The organism is Streptomyces sp. LS-MS-L19 (genome assembly GCF_058382285.1).
The window spans coordinates 7,521,616-7,545,801 of record NZ_JBYCLL010000001.1; the positions used below are offsets into that span (position 1 = coordinate 7,521,616).

At 71.5% G+C, this 24,186-nt stretch carries 20 protein-coding genes; 8 read left to right on the forward strand and 12 right to left on the reverse strand.

All coding sequences use genetic code 11. The features are described from left to right. Positions 1-163: 163 nt before the first annotated feature. Positions 164-532: a PIN domain-containing protein gene (locus AC2XR2_RS33570; RefSeq protein ID WP_491517082.1), complete on the reverse strand. Its 369-nt coding sequence runs from the start codon at positions 530-532 to the stop codon at positions 164-166. A gap of 70 nt (positions 533-602) precedes the next feature. Here AC2XR2_RS33570 and AC2XR2_RS33575 point away from each other — a divergent pair, with 70 nt between their 5' ends. Then, the gene (locus AC2XR2_RS33575; protein WP_449353293.1) at positions 603-1,631 is read left to right on the forward strand and encodes a DUF8189 domain-containing protein; all 1,029 of its coding nucleotides are present in this window, start codon (positions 603-605) and stop codon (positions 1,629-1,631) included. An 87-nt stretch (positions 1,632-1,718) separates the two neighbouring features. Here the strand turns inward: AC2XR2_RS33575 and AC2XR2_RS33580 are convergent, their stop codons facing one another. From AC2XR2_RS33580 to AC2XR2_RS33595, 4 genes are all read right to left on the reverse strand, one after another. Continuing rightward, positions 1,719-3,845 carry a 3-hydroxyacyl-CoA dehydrogenase NAD-binding domain-containing protein gene (locus AC2XR2_RS33580; RefSeq protein WP_491517083.1) on the reverse strand — a complete coding sequence of 709 codons (2,127 nt, stop codon included), beginning with the start codon at positions 3,843-3,845 and terminating at the stop codon, positions 1,719-1,721. Then, positions 3,842-5,068, reverse strand: a complete 1,227-nt coding sequence (locus tag AC2XR2_RS33585) for a thiolase family protein (protein ID WP_062022059.1) — start codon at positions 5,066-5,068, stop codon at positions 3,842-3,844. The genes AC2XR2_RS33580 and AC2XR2_RS33585 overlap by 4 nt, the downstream gene beginning before the upstream one ends. A 118-nt stretch (positions 5,069-5,186) precedes the next feature. Further along, entirely contained in the window at positions 5,187-6,215 is a 1,029-nt protein-coding gene (locus tag AC2XR2_RS33590) for a LacI family DNA-binding transcriptional regulator (RefSeq protein ID WP_381300103.1), read from the reverse strand. Beyond that, positions 6,212-8,569 (reverse strand): glycoside hydrolase family 2 protein, encoded by a 2,358-nt coding sequence (locus AC2XR2_RS33595; protein WP_491517084.1) that lies wholly within the window; start codon positions 8,567-8,569, stop codon positions 6,212-6,214. Before AC2XR2_RS33595 ends, AC2XR2_RS33590 begins: the two co-directional genes overlap by 4 nt. Before the next feature lie 154 nt (positions 8,570-8,723). Between AC2XR2_RS33595 and AC2XR2_RS33600 the strand changes: the two genes are divergently transcribed. The 3 genes from AC2XR2_RS33600 to AC2XR2_RS33610 are packed head-to-tail and all read left to right on the forward strand — an operon-like array spanning position 8,724 to position 11,811. After that, positions 8,724-10,043 (forward strand): ABC transporter substrate-binding protein, encoded by a 1,320-nt coding sequence (locus tag AC2XR2_RS33600; RefSeq protein WP_491517085.1) that lies wholly within the window; start codon positions 8,724-8,726, stop codon positions 10,041-10,043. Beyond that, the gene (locus tag AC2XR2_RS33605; protein WP_449350766.1) at positions 10,043-10,984 is read left to right on the forward strand and encodes a carbohydrate ABC transporter permease; all 942 of its coding nucleotides are present in this window, start codon (positions 10,043-10,045) and stop codon (positions 10,982-10,984) included. Before AC2XR2_RS33600 ends, AC2XR2_RS33605 begins: the two co-directional genes overlap by 1 nt. Then, the gene (locus tag AC2XR2_RS33610; RefSeq protein WP_491517086.1) at positions 10,981-11,811 is read left to right on the forward strand and encodes a carbohydrate ABC transporter permease; all 831 of its coding nucleotides are present in this window, start codon (positions 10,981-10,983) and stop codon (positions 11,809-11,811) included. The genes AC2XR2_RS33605 and AC2XR2_RS33610 overlap by 4 nt, the downstream gene beginning before the upstream one ends. A 79-nt stretch (positions 11,812-11,890) precedes the next feature. Here the strand turns inward: AC2XR2_RS33610 and AC2XR2_RS33615 are convergent, their stop codons facing one another. The 3 genes from AC2XR2_RS33615 to AC2XR2_RS33625 all read right to left on the reverse strand — a co-directional run bounded on the left by AC2XR2_RS33615 (position 11,891) and on the right by AC2XR2_RS33625 (position 14,895). Further along, positions 11,891-13,171 carry an HRDC domain-containing protein gene (locus AC2XR2_RS33615; RefSeq protein WP_491517087.1) on the reverse strand — a complete coding sequence of 427 codons (1,281 nt, stop codon included), beginning with the start codon at positions 13,169-13,171 and terminating at the stop codon, positions 11,891-11,893. A 157-nt stretch (positions 13,172-13,328) separates the two neighbouring features. Beyond that, positions 13,329-13,991, reverse strand: coding sequence for a response regulator transcription factor (locus tag AC2XR2_RS33620; RefSeq protein ID WP_007385400.1), 663 nt, complete (start codon positions 13,989-13,991; stop codon positions 13,329-13,331). Positions 13,992-14,226: 235 nt separating this feature from the next. Then, complete coding sequence (locus tag AC2XR2_RS33625) at positions 14,227-14,895, reverse strand: DUF3000 domain-containing protein (protein ID WP_330263842.1); 669 nt, start codon at positions 14,893-14,895, stop codon at positions 14,227-14,229. Between the two features lie 116 nt (positions 14,896-15,011). On the opposite strand from AC2XR2_RS33625, the gene hemE reads away from it, so the two are divergent. After that, the gene (gene hemE / locus AC2XR2_RS33630) at positions 15,012-16,067 is read left to right on the forward strand and encodes a uroporphyrinogen decarboxylase (RefSeq protein ID WP_330263841.1); all 1,056 of its coding nucleotides are present in this window, start codon (positions 15,012-15,014) and stop codon (positions 16,065-16,067) included. Between the two features lie 6 nt (positions 16,068-16,073). Here hemE and AC2XR2_RS33635 read toward each other — a convergent pair whose 3' ends face one another. After that, the gene (locus tag AC2XR2_RS33635; protein WP_330269571.1) at positions 16,074-16,901 is read right to left on the reverse strand and encodes a rhomboid family intramembrane serine protease; all 828 of its coding nucleotides are present in this window, start codon (positions 16,899-16,901) and stop codon (positions 16,074-16,076) included. A gap of 136 nt (positions 16,902-17,037) precedes the next feature. Between AC2XR2_RS33635 and AC2XR2_RS33640 the strand changes: the two genes are divergently transcribed. Next, positions 17,038-17,364: a hypothetical protein gene (locus AC2XR2_RS33640; RefSeq protein WP_185093058.1), complete on the forward strand. Its 327-nt coding sequence runs from the start codon at positions 17,038-17,040 to the stop codon at positions 17,362-17,364. Positions 17,365-17,399: 35 nt separating this feature from the next. Here the strand turns inward: AC2XR2_RS33640 and AC2XR2_RS33645 are convergent, their stop codons facing one another. After that, positions 17,400-18,797 (reverse strand): FAD-dependent oxidoreductase, encoded by a 1,398-nt coding sequence (locus AC2XR2_RS33645; protein ID WP_491517088.1) that lies wholly within the window; start codon positions 18,795-18,797, stop codon positions 17,400-17,402. A gap of 366 nt (positions 18,798-19,163) precedes the next feature. Beyond that, a complete protein-coding gene (locus tag AC2XR2_RS33650; RefSeq protein WP_491517089.1) occupies positions 19,164-20,159 on the reverse strand; it encodes a DUF4349 domain-containing protein in 996 nt (331 codons plus the stop codon). Positions 20,160-20,316: 157 nt separating this feature from the next. Here AC2XR2_RS33650 and hemG point away from each other — a divergent pair, with 157 nt between their 5' ends. Both hemG and hemQ read left to right on the forward strand, forming a co-directional pair. Further along, complete coding sequence (gene hemG / locus AC2XR2_RS33655) at positions 20,317-21,756, forward strand: protoporphyrinogen oxidase (protein ID WP_491517090.1); 1,440 nt, start codon at positions 20,317-20,319, stop codon at positions 21,754-21,756. A 5-nt stretch (positions 21,757-21,761) separates the two neighbouring features. Further along, entirely contained in the window at positions 21,762-22,493 is a 732-nt protein-coding gene (hemQ, locus tag AC2XR2_RS33660; RefSeq protein WP_020133767.1) for a hydrogen peroxide-dependent heme synthase, read from the forward strand. Here the strand turns inward: hemQ and AC2XR2_RS33665 are convergent, their stop codons facing one another. Further along, positions 22,494-24,110: an alpha/beta hydrolase gene (locus AC2XR2_RS33665; RefSeq protein WP_491517091.1), complete on the reverse strand. Its 1,617-nt coding sequence runs from the start codon at positions 24,108-24,110 to the stop codon at positions 22,494-22,496. Between the last annotated feature and the right edge of the window lie 76 nt (positions 24,111-24,186).

Genomic DNA, 24,186 nt, shown 5'->3' on the forward strand with positions numbered 1-24,186 from the left:
GGCTGCGGGCCGGTGGGGGCCGGTCGCGCAGTTCCCCGCGCCCCTGAGTGGGTGCAGTCCGGGCATGCCCAGCTGTGACCCACCTAGGGGCGCGGGGAACTGCGCGACCAGCCACGACGCACCCGCAGCCGCCTCACGACATGCGCGGCACATCCATAGGCGCTCAGGAACGAACCGTCCGCGGCCCCGCCACCTCCGCCCCCAACTCCCCAACTCTCCGCCGTAGTTCACGATCCGCCGTGACCACCAGCACCGGCCGCTCACCCCCCGCCCCGGCCACCAGCTCCACCATGTGGTCGTCCCCACTCCCCCGCGCCGACTCCACCCGCACCCCCGGCACCGACGACACCCCCCGAGCCGCCCCCTCCACCACCAGCACGATCTCCAGGGGACCGTCCCGTCCCGGCACCCCGTCCGCCGCCAGCCGGTCCCGCAGCCGCTCCGCCGCCCCCCGCCGGTCCCGCCACCACCCGTCCGGCACCGAACCGACGACATTCGCGGCGTCCACGACCACCAGCAGCACGTCACTCATGCCCCCAGCGTCCCACGCCCGGCCCACCCGAACGCGCTGCCGACCGCCCGATTAGAGTGACCCCGTGTCAATGGTCCGTACAGTGAACGGCAACTGGCTCATCCGCGCCCGCGACGGCCGGCTCGGCGTCTACGCCGTCCGCGAGGACGGAGTGTGGTGCCGGGCGGAGCGTCGCCCGGGCGACGACACCTGGCTGCCCTGGCGCAAGGTCGGCGGCGACCAGCGCCTGCACCCCGGACTCGCCGTCGGCCGGGGCGTCGACGGCTACGCCCACCTGGTCGCCTGGCGCCCCACCAAGGCCGCGGAGTCGGGCCTGGTCCACTCCACCCACTTCCGCGTCCACCTCGCCCCCCTCGACTGGGCTCCCATCGGCCACCCCGACAAGGCGGGCGCGCGTACCGGCCTGCCCGCCGTGGCCGTGGACGCGGAGGGCCGGGCGCATGTCTTCGTCCGCAACCGCGGGAACGGCGTGCACGCGCTCGTACAGAAGGAGCGCGGCGGCTGGAGCGCCTGGGCGGACCTCAAGGGCGCCGACGTCCACGAGCAACTGGCCGCCGTGACGGGGGAGTCGGGCCGGGTGGAGCTGTACGGCAGCAACCCCACCGGCGTCCTGCGCTGGCTCCAGGAGGAGGCCGGGGCGCCTCCCGTGCCGGACGACCCGCTGCCGGTCCGCGTGGAGCCGGGCACCCTGAGCGCGCTGCCCACCTCCAAGGAGCACACCACGCTGTTCTTCGCGGACCCCGAGGGCATGCTGCACGCCTGGCGCCCGGGCCTGGAGCCCGTGCCCCTGCTCGCGGCGGCCGGTCCCGGCCCGGTCGCCCTGCTGCGCTGCACGCTGGAGGGGCACGACTGCACGCTGCTCGCCCAGCGGTCGGCCTCCGGCCGGGTCGCCTTCGCCGCCTGCCCCACCGAGCAGGAGTCGGCGGGCCTGTGGTGGACCGAGTCCGGGCCGCAGCTGCCGGTGGGCACGGCCGTGGCCCTCGCCGAGGACGCGGACGGCCGTATCGTCGCCGCGACGCTCACCCCCGACGGCGACCTGCGGGTCGCCCGGCAGAAGGACGAGCCGGGACTCGCGCTGGCGGCCTGGCAGGACGTCTGAGCCCCCCGACTGCCGAGAACGTACGACAGAGGGCCTCCGCCCGGAAACCCGGAACGGAGGCCCTCAGTACGGCCGTACGAGACGCGCTTACGCCGGGACCGACGCCACGCCCGGCGCCAGGAACTTCTTGCCGTTCACGCGCTCCGAGACACCCTCGCGGTCCAGGTACGGCGTGATGCCGCCCAGGTGGAAGGGCCAGCCGGCGCCCGTGATCAGGCAGAGGTCGATGTCCTGGGCCTCGGCGACGACACCCTCGTCGAGCATGAGCCCGATCTCCTGGGCGACGGCGTCCAGGACGCGCTCGCGGACCTGCTCCTCGGACAGGACGACATCGCCCTGCTCGAGGAGCGCGGCGACCTCGGGGTCCAGCTCCGGCTTGCCGGAGTCGTAGACGTAGAAGCCGCGCTTGCCCGCCTTGACGACGGCCGCGAGGTTCGGGGAGACCGTGAAGCGGTCCGGGAAGGCCCGGTTGAGGGTCTCCGAGACGTGCAGACCGATCGCGGGACCGACCAGCTCCAGGAGGACCAGCGGGGACATCGGCAGGCCGAGCGGCTCCACCGCCTTCTCCGCGACGGCGACCGGGGTGCCCTCGTCGATGACGTTCTGGATCTCGCCCATGAAGCGGGTGAGGATGCGGTTCACGACGAACGCCGGGGCGTCCTTCACGAGCACCGCGGTCTTCTTCAGCTCCTTGGCCACCGCGAAGGCGGTCGCGAGCGACGCGTCGTCGGTCTGCTCGCCGCGGACGATCTCCAGGAGCGGGAGGATCGCGACCGGGTTGAAGAAGTGGAAGCCCACGACCCGCTCGGGGTTCTTCAGCTTCGACGCCATCTCCGAGACGGACAGCGAGGAGGTGTTGGTGGCGAGGATCGCGTGCGCCGGGGCGACCGCCTCGACCTCCGCGAACACCTGCTGCTTGACGCCGATCTCCTCGAACACGGCCTCGATGATGAAGTCCGCGTCGGAGAAGCCCTCCGCCTTGTCCAGCACACCGGTGACCAGGGCCTTGAGGCGGTTGGCCTTGTCCTGGTTGATACGGCCCTTGCCGAGCAGCTTCTCGATCTCGGCGTGGACGTAGCCCACACCCTTGTCGACGCGCTCCTGGTCGATGTCGGTCAGCACGACCGGCACCTCCAGGCGGCGCAGGAACAGCAGCGCGAGCTGGGAGGCCATCAGACCGGCGCCGACGACACCGACCTTGGTGACCGGGCGGGCCAGGTTCTTGTCCGGGGCGCCGGCGGGACGCTTGCCGCGCTTCTGCACCAGGTTGAACGCGTAGATGCCGGAGCGCAGTTCGCCACCCATGATCAGGTCGGCGAGGGCCTGGTCCTCGGCGTCGTAGCCCTGCTGGAGATCGCCGTTCTTGGCGGCCTCGATGATGTCCAGGGCGCGGTAGGCGGCCGGGGCGGCACCGTGCACCTTGGAGTCCGCGACGAAGCGGCCCTTGGCGACGGCCTGGTCCCAGGCCTCACCGCGGTCGATCGCGGGACGCTCGACGACGATCTCGCCCTTGAGGACGGACGCCGTCCACAGCAGGGACTGCTCCAGGAAGTCCGCGCCCTCGAACAGGGCGTCGGCGATGCCCAGTTCGTAGACCTGGGCGCCCTTGAGCTGCTTGTTCTGGTTGAGGGAGTTCTCGATGATGACCGAGACGGCCTTCTCGGCGCCGATCAGGTTCGGCAGCAGGGTGCAGCCGCCCCAGCCGGGGACGAGGCCGAGGAAGACCTCGGGGAGCGAGAAGGCGGGCAGGGCCGCGGACACCGTGCGGTAGGTGCAGTGCAGGCCGACCTCGACGCCACCGCCCATGGCCGCGCCGTTGTAGTACGCGAAGGTCGGCACCGCGATGCCCGCGAGGCGCTTGAAGACCTCGTGGCCGCCCTTGCCGATGGCCAGCGCGTCCTTGTGCTCCTTGAGCAGCTCGACGCCCTTGAGGTCGGCGCCGACGGCGAAGATGAACGGCTTGCCGGTGATGCCGACACCGACGATCTCGCCGGCCGAGGCCTCCTTCTCGACCTGGTCGATGGCGGTGTTCAGGTTCGCCAGCGACGCCGGGCCGAAGGTGGTCGGCTTGGTGTGGTCGAAGCCGTTGTCCAGCGTGATGAGCGCGAAGCGCCCCGCGTTGAACGGCAGGTCCAGGTGGCGTACGTGCGCCTGGGTGACGACCTCGTCCGGGAACAGCTCGGCCGCACCCTTCAAGAGCTCAGTGGTGCTCACTTGCTGCCTCCGGCGTCCTTGTGGTTCGGGTTCTCCCAGATGACCGTCGCGCCCATGCCGAAGCCGACGCACATGGTGGTCAGGCCGTAGCGGACCTCGGGCTGCTCCTCGAACTGGCGGGCCAGCTGCGTCATCAGACGCACACCCGAGGAGGCCAGCGGGTGACCGAAGGCGATGGCGCCGCCGTACTGGTTGACGCGCTCGTCGTCGTCCGCGATGCCGTAGTGCTCCAGGAAGGCCAGGACCTGGACCGCGAAGGCCTCGTTGATCTCGAACAGACCGATGTCGGAGATCGACAGACCCGCCTGGGCGAGCGCCTTCTCGGTGGCCGGGATCGGGCCGTAGCCCATGACCTCGGGCTCGACACCCGCGAAGGAGTACGAGACCAGGCGCATCTTCACCGGCAGGTCGTTCTCGCGGGCGAAGTCCTCGGAGGCGATGAGGGAGGCGGTGGCGCCGTCGTTCAGACCGGCCGCGTTACCGGCGGTGACCCGGCCGTGGACGCGGAACGGGGTCTTCAGACCGGAGAGGTTCTCCAGGGTGGTGCCCGGGCGCATCGGCTCGTCGGCGGTGACCAGGCCCCAGCCCGTCTCACCGGCCTCCGGGTTGGTCCGGCGCACCGAGATCGGGACCAGGTCGGCCTGGATCTTGCCGTTGGCGTACGCCTTGGCGGCCTTCTCCTGGGAGCGCACGGCGTACTCGTCGGCGCGCTGCTTGGTGATCGTCGGGTAGCGGTCGTGCAGGTTCTCGGCGGTCATGCCCATGAACAGGGCGGACTCGTCGACCAGCTTCTCGCTCACGAACCGCGGGTTCGGGTCCACGCCCTCGCCCATGGGGTGGCGGCCCATGTGCTCGACACCACCGGCGACGGCGATGTCGTAGGCACCGAAGGCGACCGAACCGGCGACCGTCGTCACGGCGGTCAGGGCGCCCGCGCACATGCGGTCGATGGAGTAGCCGGGTACCGACTGCGGCAGACCGGCGAGGATGCCCGCGGTGCGGCCGATGGTCAGGCCCTGGTCGCCGATCTGCGTGGTCGCGGCGATGGCGACCTCGTCGATCTTCTTCGGGTCCAGACCCGGGTTGCGGCGCAGCAGCTCCCGGATCGCCTTCACGACGAGGTCGTCGGCGCGGGTCTCGTGGTAGATGCCCTTCGGGCCCGCCTTGCCGAACGGGGTGCGGACGCCGTCGACGAAGACGACGTCCCTGACGGTACGAGGCACGATGGCTCTCCTCCAGATGCGGGATCTGCACTGCTGCGGCCGCGCTGAGCGCGCGCTCAGCCCCATGCTACTTATCAGTAACGTGACTGCCCACCCCTGGAGGCGGGAGCGGCGAAGGTCACACCGCGGGAGGCGCCGTGGAACCCCGTGGCGTCAGGACCGGAGTGGGTACCGGATGCGATCCGGGCCCCTCTCCGGTGATCACCCCGAACAGCGTACGGGCCGCCTCCGCGCCGAATCCGTGCACGTCGTGGCTCATCGCGGAGAGTGTCGGATGGGTGAGCCGGCACAGCTGGGAGTCGTCCCAGGCGAGCAGCGAGACGTCGCGCGGAACGTGCAGGCCCATCTCCGCCGCGACCGACAGCCCGGCGACGGCCATGATGTCGTTGTCGTAGACGATCGCCGTCGGCCGGTCCGGCGGGGCGGCGGTCAGCAGGGACCTCGTGGCCCGTGCCCCCGCCTCGCCCGAGTAGTCGGTGGTGACCTGCCAGGCCCCGGCGAGCTCCAGGGCCCGCGCCGCCTCGTCGAAGGCGGCCGTCCGCATGGCCGTGTGCCCGAGGGCCGCCGCCCCGCCCACCCGGGCGATCCGCCGGTGGCCGAGCGCCGCGAGGTACCGCACGGCCTCCGTCACGGCGGTCGCGTCGTCGGTCCACACGGAGGTCAGCGTGCCGGTGAACGACGGATGCCCCACGGCCACCACCGGCATCCCCAGCCGCTCGGCGGCGGCGACCCGCGGATCGTCCGCCCGGAAGTCGACCAAAATCGAGCCGCCGATCTGCCGGCCCCGCCACCACGCCTCCTGGAGCCCGACCTCCTCCTCCACGTTCCGCACGAGGCGCAGCAGCAGCGAGCAGTTCCGCTCGATCAGCACGCTCTCCACACCCGACACGAACTCCATGTAGAAGGGCTCCAGCCCCAGCAACCGGGCCGGCCGGCAGACCGCGAGCCCCACCACGTCCACCCGCGACCCGGCCAGCGTCCGCGCGGTGAGGTTCGGCGCCCAGCCCAGCTCCCGCGCGGCCCGGAAGATCCGGTCCCGGGTCGCCTCCGACAGCCCCGGCTTGTGGTTGAAGGCGAGCGACACGGCCCCCTTGGACACCCCGGCGCGCGCGGCGACGTCCTTGATGGTGACGCGGGAGGTCGTCATGAAGTGGGCTCCATGCAGTACAGGGCGGACCGGGCGAGGTCCGCGTCAGGAGTCTCCCAGCCGCCGACCCCGATGGTCACCCGCTCACCGGGCAACAACGTCACCAGGCCCCGGTCGGCCCGAGCCGCCGGATCCAGCCGGTCGGCCTGCAACAGCAGATCCCGTACGAGGGTGCGGGCCGTCACGGTGACGGCACCCGGCGCCACGGTGACGTCGAACTCCGGCCGGGGGTAGGGGATGTCACGGTCGGGGGCGGGAAAGTGCAGGGCCCGCAGCCCGTCGGCGTCGGCCACCAGGAACTCCTTCGGCCCCACCGGCTCCAGCTCGCCCGGCACCGGCACCTCGGCGACCGCCCGCCGCCCCGCCCGGAACTCCACGTCCGCCTCGCCGATCACCGCTCCCTCGACCGACATCCGCCGCAGCCGCACCACCCCCGTCCACTCCTCGGCGGCCTGGTTGACGACGGCCAGCACACCCTCCCGGAGCGTCAACAGCCGGTCCGCGTACACCCGCCGCAGCTCGTGGTACAGCGGTTTCTCCCGCCCGTCCCCGTCCACCGCCGCCCAACTCGTCACCGGCCAGCAGTCGTTGAGCTGCCACACCACCGTCCCCGCGCACACCGGCCAGTGCGACCGCCAGTGCTCGATCCCGGCCGCCACGGCCCGCGCCTGGTTGACCTGCGTGAGGTAGTGCCAGCGGTCGAAGTCCCCCTCGGGGAAGGTGAAATGCCGCTCCAGCCCCCGCCGCAGCTTGCCGTTCCCGTCGTCGGCCTTCTGGTGGTGCAGCATGCCAGGGGAGTCCGCCGCGAGCTCCTCCCTGGCCAGCGCCCGCGCCAGCGTCGCGTACGCGGGCGGTGCCTGCCACCCGAACTCGGCCACGAACCGGGGCACTTCGGTGCGGTACTCGGCGTAGTCGAGACGGTTCCACACCTCCCACGAGTGATGCGTGCCGTGCGCCGGATCGTTCGGGTGGTGCTCCCACGACCCGGACCAGGGACTCCCCGCCGTGTACGGCCGCGTCGGATCCAACTCGGCCACCACGCGCGGCAGTACGCCCAGGTAGTACCCCTCGCCCCAGGAGTCCCCGGCGAGCCGCGCCTCCCAGCCCCAGTCCCGGAACCCCCACAGGTTCTCGTTGTTGCCGTTCCACAGCACCAGCGAGGGATGCGGCATCAGCCGTACGACGTTCTCCCGGGCCTCCGCCTCCACCTCGCCCCTGAGCGGCTGCTCCTCCGGATAGGCGGCGCAGGCGAACGGGAAGTCCTGCCACACCAGCAGCCCCGACTCGTCGCAGGCGTCGTAGAAGTCCTCGCTCTCGTAGATCCCGCCGCCCCAGACCCGCACCAGGTCCACCCCGGCGTCGGCGGCCTGCCGCAAGCGGGATCGGTACCGCTCACGGGTGATCCGGGAGGGGAAGACGTCGTCCGGGATCCAGTTCACGCCGCGCGCGAAGATCCGCTCGCCGTTGACGACCAGACAGAACCCGGTGCCGTGCTCATCGGCCGACCGATCCAGCTCGACGATCCGAAAGCCGATCCTGCGCCGCCACCCGTCCAGCGGCCTGCCCTCGTGCCGCAAGGTCAACTCGACGTCGTACAGCGGTTGTTCACCGTAACCGCGCGGCCACCACAGCCGCGGCGAGGGCACTTCCAGCCGTACGACCCCCTGCGAGCCGTCCACCGAGGCGCGCGCCCGCACCCCGCCCACCGTGGCCTCCACGGTCAGCGGCGCCTCGACCCGGGCGCGCTCCACCTCGACCGCCAACTCCACGACACCCAGGCCGTCTTCCACCCTCACCAGCGGCCGCACCCGGGCGATCCGGGCCGTCGACCACCGCTCGATCCGCACCGGCCGCCAGATCCCGGCCGTCACCAGCGTCGGCCCCCAGTCCCAGCCGAACGAGCAGGCCATCTTGCGGATGTACTGATACGGCTCGGCATACGCGGCCGGCCGCTCGCCCAGCGTCCCGCGCACCGCCTCGGCCTCGGCGTAGGCGGAGGCGAACCGCACGCTCAGCCGACCGGACATGCCGGTCACGTCGAAGCGGTACGAGCGGTGCATGTTCCGTGTCCGGCCCAGGAGTTGACCGTCCAGGCGGATCTCCGCCGCGGTGTCCAGGCCGTCGAAGACGAGGTCGGTCTGCTCATGCCCGTTCGAGGGCGCGAGGTCCCTCTCGTAGGTCCACTCCCGCCGCCCCACCCACGCGACCTCTCGCTCGCCCAGGCCGAGAAAGGGATCCGGGATCACCCCGGCCGCCAGCAGATCGGTGTGCACACAGCCCGGCACGACGGCCGGCAGCGCCTCTTCCCCGTGCCGCAGGATCCAGCCCTCGGTGAGCGGTGTGGCCTGAAGCATGTACACACTCCCTAAACCGATCGAGTCCAGTGGCCCGAAAGCTTTTCGGCATCCTTGGCGAGATAGGGACTTTACCGGTTAAGAAAACGTTGTCAGAGTACCGAACCAGCCAACCCGCTCGTGCTCGTCCGTCCCATGAACGGAGCTGATGCACATGAACCGCCGTACAGCCGTGTCCCTGGCCGTGGTCGCGAGTGCCGCCCTGCTGCTCCCGGGCTGCACCGGCACCGGAGGATCGTCGAAGGGCGCCGACGCCAAGGCTCCTGACGACCCGTCGAAGGTCACCGGAACCATCAAGGTGCTCACCGTCCGCACCGACCTCGTGCAGGACGGCACCCTCAAGAAGTACGCCGCCGAGTTCAACAAGACCTACCCGAAGGTCAAGGTCGAGTTCGAGGGCCTCACGAACTACGAGGCCGAGGTCAAGATCCGGATGAACACCGAGAACTACGGTGACGTCCTGCTGATCCCCGCGGTCATCAAGAAGGCCGACTACCCGAGGTTCTTCGCCTCGCTGGGCACCCAGGCCGAGCGCAGCAAGAAGTACCGCTTCACCGACTACACCGCCGTCGACGGCAAGGTCTACGGACAGAGCCCGGTCGGCGTGGCCCCGGGGTTCATCTACAACAAGCGGATCTGGAAGGAGGCCGGGGTCACCGAATGGCCCACCACCCCGGCCGAGTTCCTCGCCGACCTGAAGGCCATCAAGGCCAAGACCGACGCGATTCCGTACTACACCAACTTCGCGGCGGGCTGGACGCTCACCTCGTGGACGTACGTCGACGGCGCCGTCAGCTGCGACCCGAAGGCCACCACCAGGCTCGCCGAGGACGACCCGTGGGCGAAGGGCGCCGACCTGCGCGTCGGCGACACCCTGCTCTACGACATCGTGAAGGAGGGCCTGGTCGAGAAGGACCCGACGACCAGCAACTGGGAGGAGTCCAAGCCCCGTACGGCCAAGGGCGAGATCGCCACCCAGTGGCTCGGCACCTGGGCGATCGTGCAGTTCCAGGACGCGGCCAAGAAGGCCGGGGTGAACCCCGACGACATCGGCTTCATGCCGTTCCCGGCGCAGACCGGCGGCAAGTTCTGCGCGACCGTGGCCCCGGACTACAACCAGGCGGTCAACGTCCACTCCAAGTACAAGGAGGCCGCCCGCGCCTGGATCGACTGGTTCACCGACAAGTCCGGCTACGTCGAGGACAACCTGTCCATCTCCCCGCTGAAGGACGCCCCGATGCCCCAGGTCCTCAAGCCCTACGAGGACCAGGGCGTGAAGCTCATCGAGGTGGACGACGCCCAGGGCGCCCGGGTCAAGCAGCTCGACAGCGACTCGGAGGTCGGCATCTACGCCCCCGAGTACCGCCAGAACCTCGTCGACCTCGCCCGCGGCGCACGCAAGGGCACCCTCGACGGCTTCCTCGGCGACCTCAGCAAGCGCTGGACGGACGCCCAGAAGAACCTGGGGTCCTGATGACGGACACCACCGAGAAGGCGGCCGTGGAGGTGAGCACGGCCGCCCCCGTCCCGGCGCCCGCCTCCCGCCGGACCCGTGCCTGGCGGGGCGTCACCCCCTGGCTGTTCCTGATCGCCCCGCTCGCCCTGCTGATCACGTTCACGTACGCGCCGATCGTCAACATGCTGGCGTACAGCTTCACCGACTGGGACGGCGTCAGCCCCGTACTGCACTACACGGGCACCGAGAACTACCAGGAGGTCTTCACCCGCCCGGATCTCTTCGAGGTCTTCTGGGTGAGTGGCTACTACCTGGCCGCCTCCGCGGTCCAAATAGCCCTGGCGCTCTACTTCGCGACGATCCTCAGCTTCGACGTCCGCTTCCGGAACTTCTTCAAGGGCGTGCTCTTCTTCCCGTACCTGATCAACGGGGTCGCGATCGGCTTCGTGTTCCTCTACTTCTTCCAGGACGGCGGCACCCTCGACTCGGTGCTGAGCCTGTTCGGCGTGCACACCGACCACGCCTGGCTGGGCACCCCGGCCTCCGCCAACACCTCACTCGCCGGCGTCTCGGTCTGGCGCTACCTGGGCCTGAACTTCGTGCTCTTCCTGGGCGCCATCCAGTCGATCCCGGGCGAGCTCTACGAGGCCGCCGAACTGGACGGCGCGAACCGCTGGCACCAGTTCCGCCACATCATCGCGCCCGGCATCAAGCCGGTCCTGACCCTCACGGTGATCCTGTCGATCTCCGGCTCGCTGTCGGTCTTCGAGATCCCGTACATCATGACCGGGGGCGCGACCGGCACCGAGACCTTCGTGATCCAGACGGTGAACCTGGCGTTCCGCTTCAACAAGACGGGCCTGGCCTCGGCGGCCGCCATCGTCCTCCTGCTGATCATCCTGCTGGTGACCTGGGTGCAGCGGCGCCTGGTCCCCGACGACAAGGTGGACCTCGTATGACCCGCCGTACGGTCGCCCGCGCCCTGGTCCATCTGTCGCTGGTCGCCGCGACCGTGGTCGTCCTGCTCCCGCTCGTGGTGGTCCTGCTGACCTCCCTCAAGTCGGAGAAGGAGATGGCGGACACGAGCGGTGCCCTGGAACTCCCTCACGACCTGCTGAACTTCCACAACTACGTGGCGGCGTTCCAGGACGGCGAGATGCTCTCCGCCTTCATGAACACCACGATCATCCTGCTGGTCTCGGTCGCCGGCACGGTCCTCATCGGCTCGATGACCGCCTACGCCATCGACCGCTTCACCTTCCGCTTCAAGAAGCTGGTGGTGGCGCTCTTCCTGACGGCGGCCCTGGTCCCGGGTGTGACGACCCAGGTGGCCACCTTCCAGATCGTCAACAGCTTCGGCATGTTCGACACCCTCTGGGCGCCGATCGCCCTCTACATGGGCACCGACATCGTCTCGATCTACATCTTCCTGCAGTTCGTCCGCTCGATCCCGATCTCCCTGGACGAATCGGCCCGCCTGGACGGCGCCAACGCCTTCACGATCTACCGAAAGATCATCTTCCCGCTGCTGAAGCCCGCGACAGCGACGGTGGTGATCGTGAAGGGCATCACCGTCTACAACGACTTCTACATCCCCTTCCTCTACATGCCCTCGGAAGATCTTGGCGTGATCTCGACGTCCCTGTTCCGCTTCAAGGGCCCGTACGCGGCCCACTGGGAGGTGATTTCGGCAGGAGCGGTCCTGGTCATCCTGCCGACGCTGATCGTCTTCCTGTCGTTGCAGCGCTTCATCTACAACGGCTTCATGCGAGGAGCGACGAGATGACTCCCTAGGGGCGCGGGGAACTGCGCGAGCAACCACAGACAACCCGCAGCCGCCGTACCTCGCAGAACCCCAACGGCGGCTATGCGGACAACGCGGCCACCAGAACCGGCGTCACCTGCTCCACCTGCCAGGCCCGAGCCCCCAAACCGGCCAACGCAGCTCCTACGGACTCGGCGTCGACAGGCGAGGGCGGCTCCCAGCAAACCCGCCGCACCGTGTCCGGAGTGATCAGGTTCTCCTGAGGCATGTTCAGGGACTCGGCCAACGCCGAAACCGCAGCCCGCGCCGCGGACAACCGAGCCGCCGCCGCAGGATCCTTGTCGGCCCAGGCGCGCGGGGGCGGAGGCCCCGTGACCGGCTGCCCCGGCTGCGGCAACTGCACCTCGGCAAGACCCCTCGCCCGATCGACGGCCGCCTGCCACTGCTCCAGCTGCCGCCGCCCCATCCGATGCCCGAACCCGTTCAACGCGGCGAGCGCGTGCACGTTCACCGGAACGGCGAGCGCCGCCTCGACGATCGCCGCGTCGGACAGCACCTTGCCCGGCGACACGTCCCGCCGCTGGGCGATCCGGTCCCGCGCCTCCCACAGCTCCCGCACCACGGCCAGCTGCCGGCGCCGCCGTACCTTGTGCATGCCGGAGGTCCGGCGCCAGGGGTCCTTGCGCGGTTCGGCCGGGGGCGCCGAGGCGATCGCGTCGAACTCCTGGAGCGCCCACTCCAGCTTCCCCTGGCGGTCGAGCTCCTTCTCCAGCGCGTCCCGCAGATCGACGAGAAGCTCCACGTCGAGGGCGGCGTACCGCAGCCACGGCTCGGGCAGCGGACGGGTCGACCAGTCGACGGCCGAGTGCCCCTTCTCCAGGACGAAGCCCAGGACGCCCTCGACCATCGCGCCGAGCCCCACCCGGGGGAACCCGGCGATCCGCCCGGCCAGCTCGGTGTCGAAGAGCCGCGACGGCACCATGCCTATTTCGCGGAGACAGGGCAGGTCCTGCGTGGCGGCGTGCAGCACCCACTCGACACCGGAGAGTGCCTCGCCGAGCCCGGACAGGTCGGGACAGGCCACGGGGTCGATCAACGCGGTCCCCGCGCCCGCGCGGCGCAGCTGCACGAGGTACGCGCGCTGGCCGTAGCGATAGCCGGACGCCCGCTCGGCGTCGACGGCGACGGGCCCGGAGCCCGCGGCGAACGCGGCGATCACCTCGGCGAGCGCGGCCTCGTCTGCGATCACGGGCGGAATGCCCTCGCGCGGCTCCAGCAGAGGGATCGGCGCCTCCGCGACAGAAGATCCGCCATCGTCCGGAGGGCCGCCTCCGGTGGTTCGCAGTGAAACGTCTGCTGCGGTCTCTTGGGCGTCGGTCACATGTCAAGGGTATCCGTGTATGGACAGCGCCTGCCGACGGAACGTTCCGTCGGCAGGCGCTTGGGGGTCGTAAACCAGTCAGCCCGGTGAAAGCTCTGGTTCACGTCCGTGAACTGCGGGGCTCGGGGAGCCCCTGGAGAGGCCGGTGTGCTGCGTCTCAGTGGATGATGCCGGTGCGCAGGGCCACCGCCACCATGCCGGCACGGTCACCCGTGCCCAGCTTGCGGGCGATCCGGGCGAGGTGGCTCTTGACGGTCAGTGCGGACAGGCCCATCGAGACGCCGATCGCCTTGTTCGACTGCCCTTCGGCCACCAGCCGCAGCACCTCGACCTCACGGCCGGAGAGCTCGCGGTAGCCGCCCGGGTGGCTCGGGGCACCCGGGGGGCGGCGGTGCATGCGGGCGGCGGCAGCGCCGATGGGGGCGGCGCCCGGTCGGGTGGGGAGCCCGAGGTTGGTGCGGGTGCCGGTGACGACGTAGCCCTTGACGCCGCCCGCGAGGGCGTTGCGTACGGCGCCGATGTCGTCGGCCGCGGAGAGGGCGAGGCCGTTGGGCCAGCCCGCGGCGCGGGTCTCGGACAGCAGCGTCAGGCCGGAGCCGTCGGGGAGGTGGACGTCGGCGACGCAGATGTCTCTGGGGCTGCCGATGCGGGGACGGGCCTCCGCCACCGACGAGGCCTCGATGACATCGCGCACACCGAGCGCCCAGAGGTGACGGGTGACGGTGGAGCGGACACGCGGGTCGGCCACGACCACCATGGCGGTGGGCTTGTTGGGGCGGTAGGCGACCAGGCTTGCGGGCTGCTCGAGGAGAACGGACACCGGGCCTCCTGGGGTGCGGGACGGCTTGGAAGGTCACAGACGTCTTCGGCACCGAACCCGGCGTCCTTTAGAGAATGATCACGATCTAGTGAGTAACAATTAGTGCAATTCGGACGTGCGATCGATCGTTCGGTGAGCACATCGGGTCGTTCGATGACTCACTCCTGACTGAAAGTGGCCGTATCGACAAATTGATGCGCCATGTGGGTGGACGGTACCGCTGGTCGGCGGGGGGTCAGCGGGCCTGGGGGTCCCGTCGCTGTGGCAACGTCACCACCGACGCGTCACCCGGACCGGCCGGCGGCAGACCGGCGACCTGGGCCAGCAGATCGCACCAGGACGCCAGGTGCGCCGCCGCGTCCGGCACCCCGCCCAGGCCCTCACGGGGCGTCCAGGAGGCCCGGATCTCGATCTGCGAGGCCGCGGGGCGCTCGGACAGCCCGCCGAAGTAGTGCGAGCTCGCGCGCGTGACGGTGCCGCTCGGTTCGCCGTACGACAGCCCGCGCGCCGCGAGCGCCCCGGTCAGCCAGGACCAGCAGACGTCGGGCAGCAGCGGGTCGGCGGCCATCTCCGGCTCCAGCTCCGCGCGCACCAGCGTCACCAGCCGGAAGGTGCCCCGCCAGGCGTCGTGCCCGTCCGGGTCGTGCAGCAGCACCAGCCGCCCGTCGGCGAGGTCCTGGTCACCGTCGACGACGGTCGCCTCGAGCGCGTACGCGTGCGGCGCGAGCCGCTGCGGAGCCCGGGTCGGCTCGATCTCGATCTGCGGCCTCAGCCGACTGCCGCGCAGGGCCTGAACCGCGGCCTGGAAAGCCGGCGGAGCCGCACCGCTCCCATCCCGGTCACTCCCCTTCGCGTCGTCCATTCCGCCCGTGTCGTCCGACAGTCGTCCCTGTGCCGCAGCCATGCGGGAAGGTTAAAGGGAAGGGGGCCGTGGTGCCGCCCTAGACACCCGGTCTTGGCCCCATGCCCACACGGACACCGCGCGCCGGGCACCCACCGCACCGTGCGAGACTTTCCGACGTGAGTGCACACCAGACGCCGCCGTCGGCCACGTACGAATCCGCCTTCCTCAAGGCCTGCCGGCGCGAACCCGTGCCGCACACCCCGGTGTGGTTCATGCGCCAGGCGGGGCGCTCGCTGCCGGAGTACCGCAAGGTCCGCGAGGGCATCCCGATGCTGGAGTCCTGCGCGCGGCCCGAGCTGGTCGCCGAGATCACCCTCCAGCCGGTGCGCCGGCACCACGTGGACGCGGCGATCTACTACAGCGACATCGTCGTCCCGCTCAAGGCCATCGGCATCGACCTCGACATCAAGCCCGGCGTCGGCCCGGTCGTCGAGCGCCCGATCCGCACCCGCGCCGACCTGGCCCAGCTGCGCGACCTCACCCCCGAGGACGTCTCCTACGTCACCGAGGCGATCGGCCTGCTGACCGCCGAGCTCGGCCCGACCCCCCTCATCGGTTTCGCCGGAGCGCCTTTCACCCTCGCGAGCTACCTCGTCGAGGGCGGTCCGTCCCGCACGTACGAGAACGCCAAGTCGATGATGTACGGCGACCCCGAGCTCTGGGCCGACCTGCTCGACCGTCTCGCCGAGATCACCGCCGCCTTCCTGAAGGTCCAGATCGAGGCCGGCGCCTCCGCCGTCCAGCTCTTCGACTCGTGGGCCGGCGCCCTCGCGCCCGCCGACTACCGCCGCTCGGTGCTGCCCGCCTCCGCGAAGGTCTTCCAGGCGGTCGAGGGCTACGGCGTCCCCCGCATCCACTTCGGCGTCGGCACCGGCGAGCTGCTGAACCTCCTGGGCGAGGCCGGCGCGGACGTCGTCGGCGTCGACTGGCGGGTCCCGCTCGACGAGGCGGCCCGCCGCGTCGGCCCCGGCAAGGCGCTCCAGGGCAACCTCGACCCGACGGTCCTGTTCGCCTCCACGGCGGCCGTCGAGGCCAAGACCCGCGAGGTCCTGGACTCGGCAAAGGACCTGGAGGGCCATGTCTTCAACCTCGGCCACGGCGTCATGCCGACCACCGACCCGGACGCGCTCACCCGTCTCGTCGAGTACGTCCACACGCAGACGGCCCGATAGGCCACCTCACCACGTGTGCCGGGGCCGGGCCTTCCTGCCGAAGAGCAGGCCGCGCGGTTCCGGCGGCGGGGGAGTGCCGGCCTTGAGCGGCCAGGCCAGCAGCATGCCGACGAGGAAGCCCACGACGTGCGCCGCGTACGCCACCGTGCCCGCGGCGGACACGCCCTCGCCGGACGAGTAGAAGGCCTGGAGCACGAACCAGAAGCCCAGCACCAGCCAGGCCGGCAGTCTCAGCGGCAGGAAGACCAGGAAGGGCACCAGGACCCACACCCTGGCCTTCGGGTACAGCACCAGATAGGCGCCCAGGACCCCGGCGATGGCCCCCGAGGCGCCGATCAGGGGGTCGCTGGAGTCGGCGTTGAGGAGCGCGAAGCCGTACGAGGCCGCGTAGCCGCAGACGACGTAGAAGAGCGCGAAGCGCACATGCCCCATGCGGTCCTCGACGTTGTTGCCGAAGATCAGCAGGAACAGCATGTTGCCCAGCAGGTGCAGCCAGCCGCCGTGCAGGAACATCGCCGTCAGGACCGACAGCGCGGGGGACTTGTCGTAGTCCGGCGGGGCCACCACACAGCCCGTCGTGCCCTGTGCGTTCGTGCCGACGTCGCCCGTGGGGACGAGGTGCGGCATCTGATGGTGGATCAACTCCTGCGGGACCGCCGCCCAGTGGTCCAGGAACGCCTGGAGATGGCACAGCTGCGACACGCTGCTGTCGCCCGCCACGGAGCCTGCCAGGCCGGGCATGAACAGGAACACGAGGACGTTCGCGGCGATGAGCGCGTACGTCACCACCGGGGTGCGGCGCACGGGGTTCACGTCATGGACGGGGATGACCACAAGGAAGTACTGCCCGCGATGCGTCCGCCGAATCGGTGCCGCCCCGGTGAACACCCGCACGCACGCGTGCGTATGACTCCTCAACCGCCCGCGGCACGGGGAAGGCGGGCCGCGGGGACTACGTGAGGAACAGGCGATGAACGACCGTATTACTCCTCCGATGCACGCTCTTCCCGACGGCGAGGCCGAGCTGTCTCTCGTGGTGCGGCTGCCGTGGGAGGACGTGGCCAGGCTCGGTCAGGAGGCCGGGCGGCTGGCGTCCCAGATGCAGCGGCCGGTGACGCTCGACGAGGCGGTGAGCAACCGGCTCAGGTCCACCCGGTCCGCGGCGCACGCCAAGCCGGCCGGTGAGCAGCCGGCCGCGATGCCCCCCAGCACCAGCGCCTCCGTGTCGGCGCTGCCGCCCCGGCCGCCGGCCGACCAGGCCCGCCAGGCCATCGAGCGGATCAACGGGACGGCGTAACCCTCGGGCAGCCCTCCGGGGCCCCGAGCAGGCCCTCAGGAGGTGGCCCGCACCTTCGCGGCGGCCTTCCTGGCCGCCACCAGCACCGGGTCCCACACCGGGCTGAACGGCGGCGCGTACCCCAGGTCCAGGGCCGTCATCCGCTCCACCGTCATCCCCGCCGTCAGGGCCACCGCGGCGATGTCGACCCTCTTGCCCGCGCCCTCCCTCCCGACGATCTGCACGCCGAGCAGCCGCCCCGTGCGGCGCTCGGCGAGCATCTTGACCGTCATGGGGGAGGCGCCGGGGTAGTAGCCGGCCCGGCTCGTCGACTCGATGGTGACCGACTCGAACCGCAGGCCCACCCGACGGGCGTCCTTCTCGCGCAGCCCGGTACGGGCGATCTCCAGGTCGCAGACCTTGCTGACGGCGGTGCCGACGACCCCGGGGAAGGTGGCGTAGCCGCCGCCGACGTTCGTGCCGATGATCTGGCCGTGCTTGTTGGCGTGGGTGCCGAGCGCGATGTGCCGCTCCTGCCCGGAGACCAGGTCGAGGACCTCCACGCAGTCGCCGCCCGCCCAGATGTTCTCGTGGCCGCGCACCCGCATCCCGAGGTCGGTCAGCAGCCCGCCGTGACCGCCCAGCGGCAGCCCGGCCGCCTCCGCGAGAGCAGTCTCCGGGCGTACGCCGATACCGAGCACCACCACGTCCGCCGGGTACTCGGCGTCCTCGGTGACCACGGCCCGCACCCGGCCGTCCTCGCCCGTGAGCACCTTGGTCACCTCGGCGTCGTTGACCATGGTGATGCCGAGGCCCTCCATCGCCCGGTGCACCAGCCGGCCCATGTCCGGGTCGAGCGTGGACATGGGCTCACTGCCCCGGTTGACGACCGTCACCTCGTAGCCCCGGTTGATGAGGGCCTCGGCCATCTCGACGCCGATGTACCCGGCACCGACGACCACCGCGCGGCGGCCACGCGTGTGTGCCAGCGTGTCGATGAGCGCCTGGCCGTCGTCGAGGGTCTGCACGCCGTGCACACCGGCCGCGTCGACGCCCGGCATGTCGGGCCGGATCGGCCGGGCACCGGTCGCGATCACGAGTTTGTCGTACGGCGTCCAGGACTCGTCCCCCGATTCGAGGTCACGCGCGCGTACCCGCTGCCCGTCCACGTCGATCCCGGTGACCTCGGTGCGCAGGCGCAGGTCGATGCCGCGCTCCCGGTGCTCCTCGGGCGTACGGGCGATCAACCGGTCCCGCTCCTCGACGTCCCCGCCCACCCAGTACGGGATGCCGCACGCCGAGTAGGAGGTGAAGTGGCCGCGCTCGAACGCCACGATCTCCAACTCATCGGGGCCCCTCATCCGGCGGGCCTGCGACGCCGCGGACATCCCCGCGGCATCACCACCGATCACGACCAGACGTTCCCTCGTGCCCTGCGTACGGCTCATGTCCATGCGAACACGCTACGAGGACGGGTCATTTCAGCCCCGGGCACCCCGCCCCGACCCTCGGGACGTTCCCGGTTCCTCCGTCCGTCCGGGTTCGTGGGCGCGGACGGACTTCTCCGCCTGCCGCCGCTCCCGCGGAAGGTCCGGGGGCGGGGAAGGGGGCGGGAGCGGTTCGAGGCGGGGCAGATAGGGGGCGGAACTTGGCCGCGGGCCCGGGCGGCCGCGACGCCGGCCGGGGGTGCGGAGCCGCCGGGCGGGGCGGCCGGGGGCGGATGAGGCGCAGCCACACCCGCTTGTCCCGTTCCCCCCGCCCCGTGCGTCAGCCGCTCGCGCCCGGGATGCGTCAGCACCCCTCGCCCGTCCCGCCGTGCGTCAGTCCTCCTCGCCCCGCTCCTGCGGGCGGTTCGGGTCCGGGGCGGGGTGGGCGACGGGCAGGGGGCCCAGGGCGGTCGCGACGGAGGTGGGGGCCGGGCGGCGCGGGAGGCGGGGGCGGATCAGGCGCAGCCACAGCAGGGCGAGCAGTGCGAGTCCCGCCAGGAACGGGAGGACCGCCGCCAGCGCCACCACGATCCAGCGCAGCATGGTCACGAACGCGTCCCAGCCGCCCGTCAGCGCGTCGGCGACGCCCGGGTCGTCGTCCTCCTCGGCCTTCACGACCGGCTTCTCGGACAGCGACAGGGTGATGGTCGCCAGCGTGGTGCGGTCCTTCAGGGAGGCCTGGCGGGCGAGCAAAGACTCCAGGTCGGCCTCGCGGGTGCTGAGTTCGCCCTCCAGGGTGACCACGTCACTCAGCTTGGTCGCCTTGTCCATCAGCTCGCGGATCCGCGCCACGCTCGCCCGCTGGGTCGCGATCCGGCTGTTCACGTCGACGACCTGGTCGGTGACGTCCTGCGCGTTCGCGGTGCGCTCCAGCAGCTTGCCGGCGCCCTCAAGGTCGGCGAGGACCTCGTCGTACTTCTCGACCGGCACCCGCAGCACCACCTGCGTCTGCTCGTTGCCCTCCTCGTCGCGGGTGGTGGTCTCCTTGCCGACGAACCCGCCCGCGTTCTCGGTGGTGGTGCGGGCCGCGTCGAGGGCCTTGGGTACGTCCTTGACCTGCACGGTGAGCGAGGCGGTGCGGATGATGTGGTTCGGGGTGATCTTGGGCGCGGAACTGGCCTGCTTGCCGCTCGCGGCGTCCTGGGCACCGGCCCCGCTCTCCGGCTGGGCCTGTGCCGCGCCGTCCCGGTCCTCGCTCGCGGAGTTGGCGCCGCTGTCGCCGGCCCCGCTGCACCCGGTCAGCGCGAGCGCACCGGCCAGCAGGAGCCCGGCCAGGGCCCGGCCACGGCGTACGGAGCGTCGTGAACGGCGTGAACGTGGTGTGTGCATGGGTGTCCCCCCGAGGGTCGTGAACAACTGACGGTCCTTCGACGCCGCAGGGGCCGCGAACGTTGGACCCCGCCGGTCCCGATGCGGTCACGGTCAGGACTCGTGAAGGACACCGGGCCGCCGACGGACTGTCAGTGGGGTCTGAGAGGCTGGGGCCATGAGCGGATCACAGGTGGTCGTCGTCGGAGCCGGCATCGCGGGACTGGCCGCGGCCCACCGGCTCCTCGCGCGCGGCGCGCGCGTCACCGTGCTGGAGGCGTCGGACCGGGTGGGCGGCAAGCTGCTGCCCGGCGAGATCGCCGGCGCGCGCGTGGACCTCGGCGCCGAGTCGATGCTGGCCCGCAGGCCGGAGGCGGTGGCCCTCGCGCGCGAAGTGGGCCTCGAACAGCGCCTCCAGCCGCCCGCCACCGCGACCGCCTCGATCTGGACCCGCGGCGCCCTGCGCCCCATGCCCAAGGGCCATGTCATGGGCGTCCCCGGCACCGCCGACGCGCTCGCCGGAGTGCTCTCCGACGAGGGCCTGGCCCGCATCGGGCAGGACGCGGAACTGCCCCGCACCGAGGTCGGCGACGACGTGGCGGTCGGCGAGTTCGTGGCCGCGCGCCTGGGCCGCGAGGTCGTCGACCGTCTCGTGGAGCCCCTCCTGGGCGGGGTCTACGCGGGCGACGCGTACCGCATCTCGATGCGCTCGGCGGTCCCGCAGCTCTTCCAGGTCGCGAAGACCCACACCTCGCTCACCGAGGGCGTCCGCGAGATCCAGGCGCGGATGGCCGCCAACCAGCAGACCGGGCCGGTGTTCATGGGCATCGAGGGCGGCGTGGGCACCCTGCCGCTCGCCGTCGCCGACGCGGTCCGCGCGCGGGGCGGCGAGATCGTCACCGGCGCCCCGGTGACCGAGCTGCGCCGCGAGGCCTCCGGCGGCTGGAAGGTCGTCGCGGGGGACCGGGTCCTGCACGCCGACGCGGTGGTCGTCGCCGTCCCCGCCCCGGCCACCGCGAGCCTCCTGCGTGCCGAGGCCCCCGAGGCCGCCGGCGAGCTCGACACCGTCGAGTACGCCTCCATGGCCCTGGTCACCCTCGCCTACCGCCGCTCCGACACCGCCTTGCCCGCCGGCAGCGGGTTCCTCGTCCCGCCCGTCGACGGCCGCACCATCAAGGCGTCCACCTTCGCCTCCCAGAAGTGGGGCTGGATCGCCGACGAGAACCCGGACCTCGTGATCCTGCGCACCTCCGTCGGCCGCTACGGCGAGACGAAGATCCTGGAGCGCGACGACGCGGGCCTGGTGGACGTCTCCCGCGCCGACCTGGAGGCGGCCACCGGTCTGGCCGCCACCCCCGTCGAGACCCGCGTCACCCGCTGGACCGACGGCCTGCCCCAGTACCCGGTCGGCCACCACGCGCGCGTGGCCCGCATCCGCGAGCACCTCGCCAAGCTCCCCGGCCTCGCGGTGTGCGGCGCGCAGTACGACGGCGTCGGCATCCCGGCCTGCATCGCGAGCGCCCACGCGGCCGTGGACCAGATCCAGGGCGACCTGACCGCGGTGCGCGAGCTCACCGCCAACCCGGTGCAGAGCCTGCACGGCGGAGCGGGAGAATAGGGCCCATGAGCAACGACGCCCCCACCCCCGAGTCCGGCAGGGTCCCGAACAAGGGCAAGCTGGCCAAGGACCTCAACGAGGTCATCCGCTACACGCTCTGGTCCGTCTTCAAGCTGAAGGACGTGCTCCCCGAGGACCGCACCGGCTACGCCGACGAGGTCCAGGAGCTGTTCGACCAGCTCGCCGCCAAGGACGTCACGATCCGCGGCACCTACGACGTGTCCGGGCTGCGCGCCGACGCCGACGTCATGATCTGGTGGCACGCGGAGACCAGCGACCAGCTCCAGGAGGCGTACAACCTCTTCCGCCGCACCCGGCTGGGCCGCGCCCTGGAGCCGGTCTGGTCGAACATGGCGCTGCACCGCCCCGCCGAGTTCAACCGCTCCCACATCCCGGCGTTCCTGGCCGACGAGAACCCCCGGGACTACGTCAGCGTGTACCCGTTCGTGCGGTCGTACGACTGGTACCTCCTGCCCGACGAGGACCGCCGCCGCATGCTCGCCGACCACGGCAAGATGGCCCGCGGCTACCCCGACGTCCGCGCCAACACGGTCGCGTCGTTCTCGCTCGGCGACTACGAGTGGATCCTGGCGTTCGAGGCCGACGAGCTGTACCGCATCGTCGACCTCATGCGCCACCTGCGCGCCTCGGAGGCCCGGATGCACGTCCGCGAGGAGGTGCCGTTCTACACCGGCCGCCGCAAGGACCTCGGCGACCTCGTGGCGGGCCTCGCCTGATCAGCGAGTCGGTGTGCCGGCCGCCTTCCGGGGGCCGGCCGTCGCCCTCGGCTTCGGCTCCGGGTGCGGGGCGCACGCGGCGCGCCGCACCGGGAGGCGGCCCTCCAGCAGGTAGGCGTCCAGGTATCCGTTGACGCAGGGGTTCGGGCCGCCCGCGATGCCGTGCGTGCCCGCGTCCCGCTCGGTCACCAGCACCGACCCCGACAGTCGCCGGTGCAACTCCAGCGCCCCCTCATAGGGCGCGGCGGCATCCCGCTCGGCGGCGAGGATCAGCGTCGCCGGCAACTCCCCGGGCCCGGTCCGCACGTCCAGCGGCTCCTGCCGGACCATGGGCCAGTAGGCGCAGGGGAGGTTCATCCACACGTTGTCCCACGTCTCGAACGGCGCCACCCGCGCCAGCCGCGTGTTGTCCCGGTCCCACACCTTCCAGTCCGTCGGCCAGGACGCGTCGTTGCACTCGACGGCCGTGTAGACGGCGTGGGAGTTCTCCGCCTCCTTCGCCGCCTCCTGATGCGGTCCCGCCTGCTGGACGAGCGGCTTCGGGTCGCCCTTGAGGTACGCCGACAGCGCCTGCGCCCGGTGTGGCCAGACGTCGTCGTAGTACCCGACGGACAGGAACGCCCCCTGGAGCTGCCCCGGCCCGACCTTCCCCCCGGCCGGCTCGGCGGCCAGCCGGGCCGCGGCCTTCTCGTAACTGCCCAGCACCTTCTGGGCGGTGTTCCCGAGCCCGTACACGTCGTCGTGCCGGGCCGCCCACTCCCGGAAGTCGGCCCAGCGGTCCTCGAACGCGGCCGACTGGTCGAGGTTGTTGCGGTACCAGACCTGTTCCGGGTCCGGGTTCACCGCCGCGTCGAACACCATCCGCCGCACGTGCGAGGGGAAGAGCGTCGCGTAGAGGGCACCGAAGTAGGTCCCGTAGGACGCCCCCATGAACGTCAGCCTCGGCTCGCCCAGCGCGGCGCGCAGGACGTCCAGGTCGCGGGCGTTGTTGAGCGAGGTGTAGTGCCGCAGCGCCGTCCCGGACCGCCGGGCGCACCCGCGCGCGTAGGCCTTCGCCTGCGCGACGCGCTCCTTCTTGTACGACTCCGAGGGGTGCGTCGGCGCCTGCGTGGGCGCGTGGAGGAACTGCTGCGGGTCCTTGCAGGACAGCGGCGCCGAACGGCCCACTCCGCGCGGGGCGTAGCCGACGAGGTCGTAGGCCGCCGCGAGCCCCTTCCACTCGGGAAGGGCGCCGATCAGCGGGAAGTACATGCCGGAGGCGCCGGGACCGCCGGGGTTGTAGACCAGGGCACCCTGCCGGGGCACGCGGCGCTTGCTGTTGCGGGGGTCCTTGTGGGTGGCGCGGACCCGGCTGACGGTGAGCTTGATCTGCTTGCCGTCGGGGTGCGCGTAGTCGAGCGGGACGGACACCGTGCCGCACTCGACACCGTCGGGCAGGTCCTCCACCTCGGGGCAGGCGCCGAAGCGGATCCCGGCGGTCCCGGCGCGCGCCGCGGCGAGCGCGGTCCCGTGCGACTCCGCGACGCCCGGGGCGGCCGGAGCGCTCCCGGCCGGAACGGCGGCGAGCGTGGTGAGGAGCAAGGACCCGGCGGCCGTGTAGAGGGCGGGAGCTCTCATCGCGTATCCCTTCGGAGCGCGGCTGCGACAAAAGGGATGTTTCGTTCGGGTGGGTCGGAAGGCAAGCACCGCCCTG

What these genes read in the sequence shown, in the direction of transcription:
- AC2XR2_RS33570 (WP_491517082.1), bottom strand. Translation starts at nt 532, where the DNA reads ATGAGTGACGTGCTGCTGGTGGTCGTGGACGCCGCGAATGTCGTCGGT.
- AC2XR2_RS33575 (WP_449353293.1), top strand. Translation starts at nt 603, where the DNA reads ATGGTCCGTACAGTGAACGGCAACTGGCTCATCCGCGCCCGCGACGGC.
- AC2XR2_RS33590 (WP_381300103.1), bottom strand. Translation starts at nt 6,215, where the DNA reads ATGACGACCTCCCGCGTCACCATCAAGGACGTCGCCGCGCGCGCCGGG.
- AC2XR2_RS33595 (WP_491517084.1), bottom strand. Translation starts at nt 8,569, where the DNA reads ATGCTTCAGGCCACACCGCTCACCGAGGGCTGGATCCTGCGGCACGGG.
- AC2XR2_RS33600 (WP_491517085.1), top strand. Translation starts at nt 8,724, where the DNA reads ATGAACCGCCGTACAGCCGTGTCCCTGGCCGTGGTCGCGAGTGCCGCC.
- AC2XR2_RS33605 (WP_449350766.1), top strand. Translation starts at nt 10,043, where the DNA reads ATGACGGACACCACCGAGAAGGCGGCCGTGGAGGTGAGCACGGCCGCC.
- AC2XR2_RS33610 (WP_491517086.1), top strand. Translation starts at nt 10,981, where the DNA reads ATGACCCGCCGTACGGTCGCCCGCGCCCTGGTCCATCTGTCGCTGGTC.
- AC2XR2_RS33625 (WP_330263842.1), bottom strand. Translation starts at nt 14,895, where the DNA reads ATGGCTGCGGCACAGGGACGACTGTCGGACGACACGGGCGGAATGGAC.
- AC2XR2_RS33640 (WP_185093058.1), top strand. Translation starts at nt 17,038, where the DNA reads ATGAACGACCGTATTACTCCTCCGATGCACGCTCTTCCCGACGGCGAG.
- AC2XR2_RS33645 (WP_491517088.1), bottom strand. Translation starts at nt 18,797, where the DNA reads ATGGACATGAGCCGTACGCAGGGCACGAGGGAACGTCTGGTCGTGATC.
- AC2XR2_RS33650 (WP_491517089.1), bottom strand. Translation starts at nt 20,159, where the DNA reads ATGCACACACCACGTTCACGCCGTTCACGACGCTCCGTACGCCGTGGC.
- hemG (WP_491517090.1), top strand. Translation starts at nt 20,317, where the DNA reads ATGAGCGGATCACAGGTGGTCGTCGTCGGAGCCGGCATCGCGGGACTG.
- hemQ (WP_020133767.1), top strand. Translation starts at nt 21,762, where the DNA reads ATGAGCAACGACGCCCCCACCCCCGAGTCCGGCAGGGTCCCGAACAAG.
- AC2XR2_RS33665 (WP_491517091.1), bottom strand. Translation starts at nt 24,110, where the DNA reads ATGAGAGCTCCCGCCCTCTACACGGCCGCCGGGTCCTTGCTCCTCACC.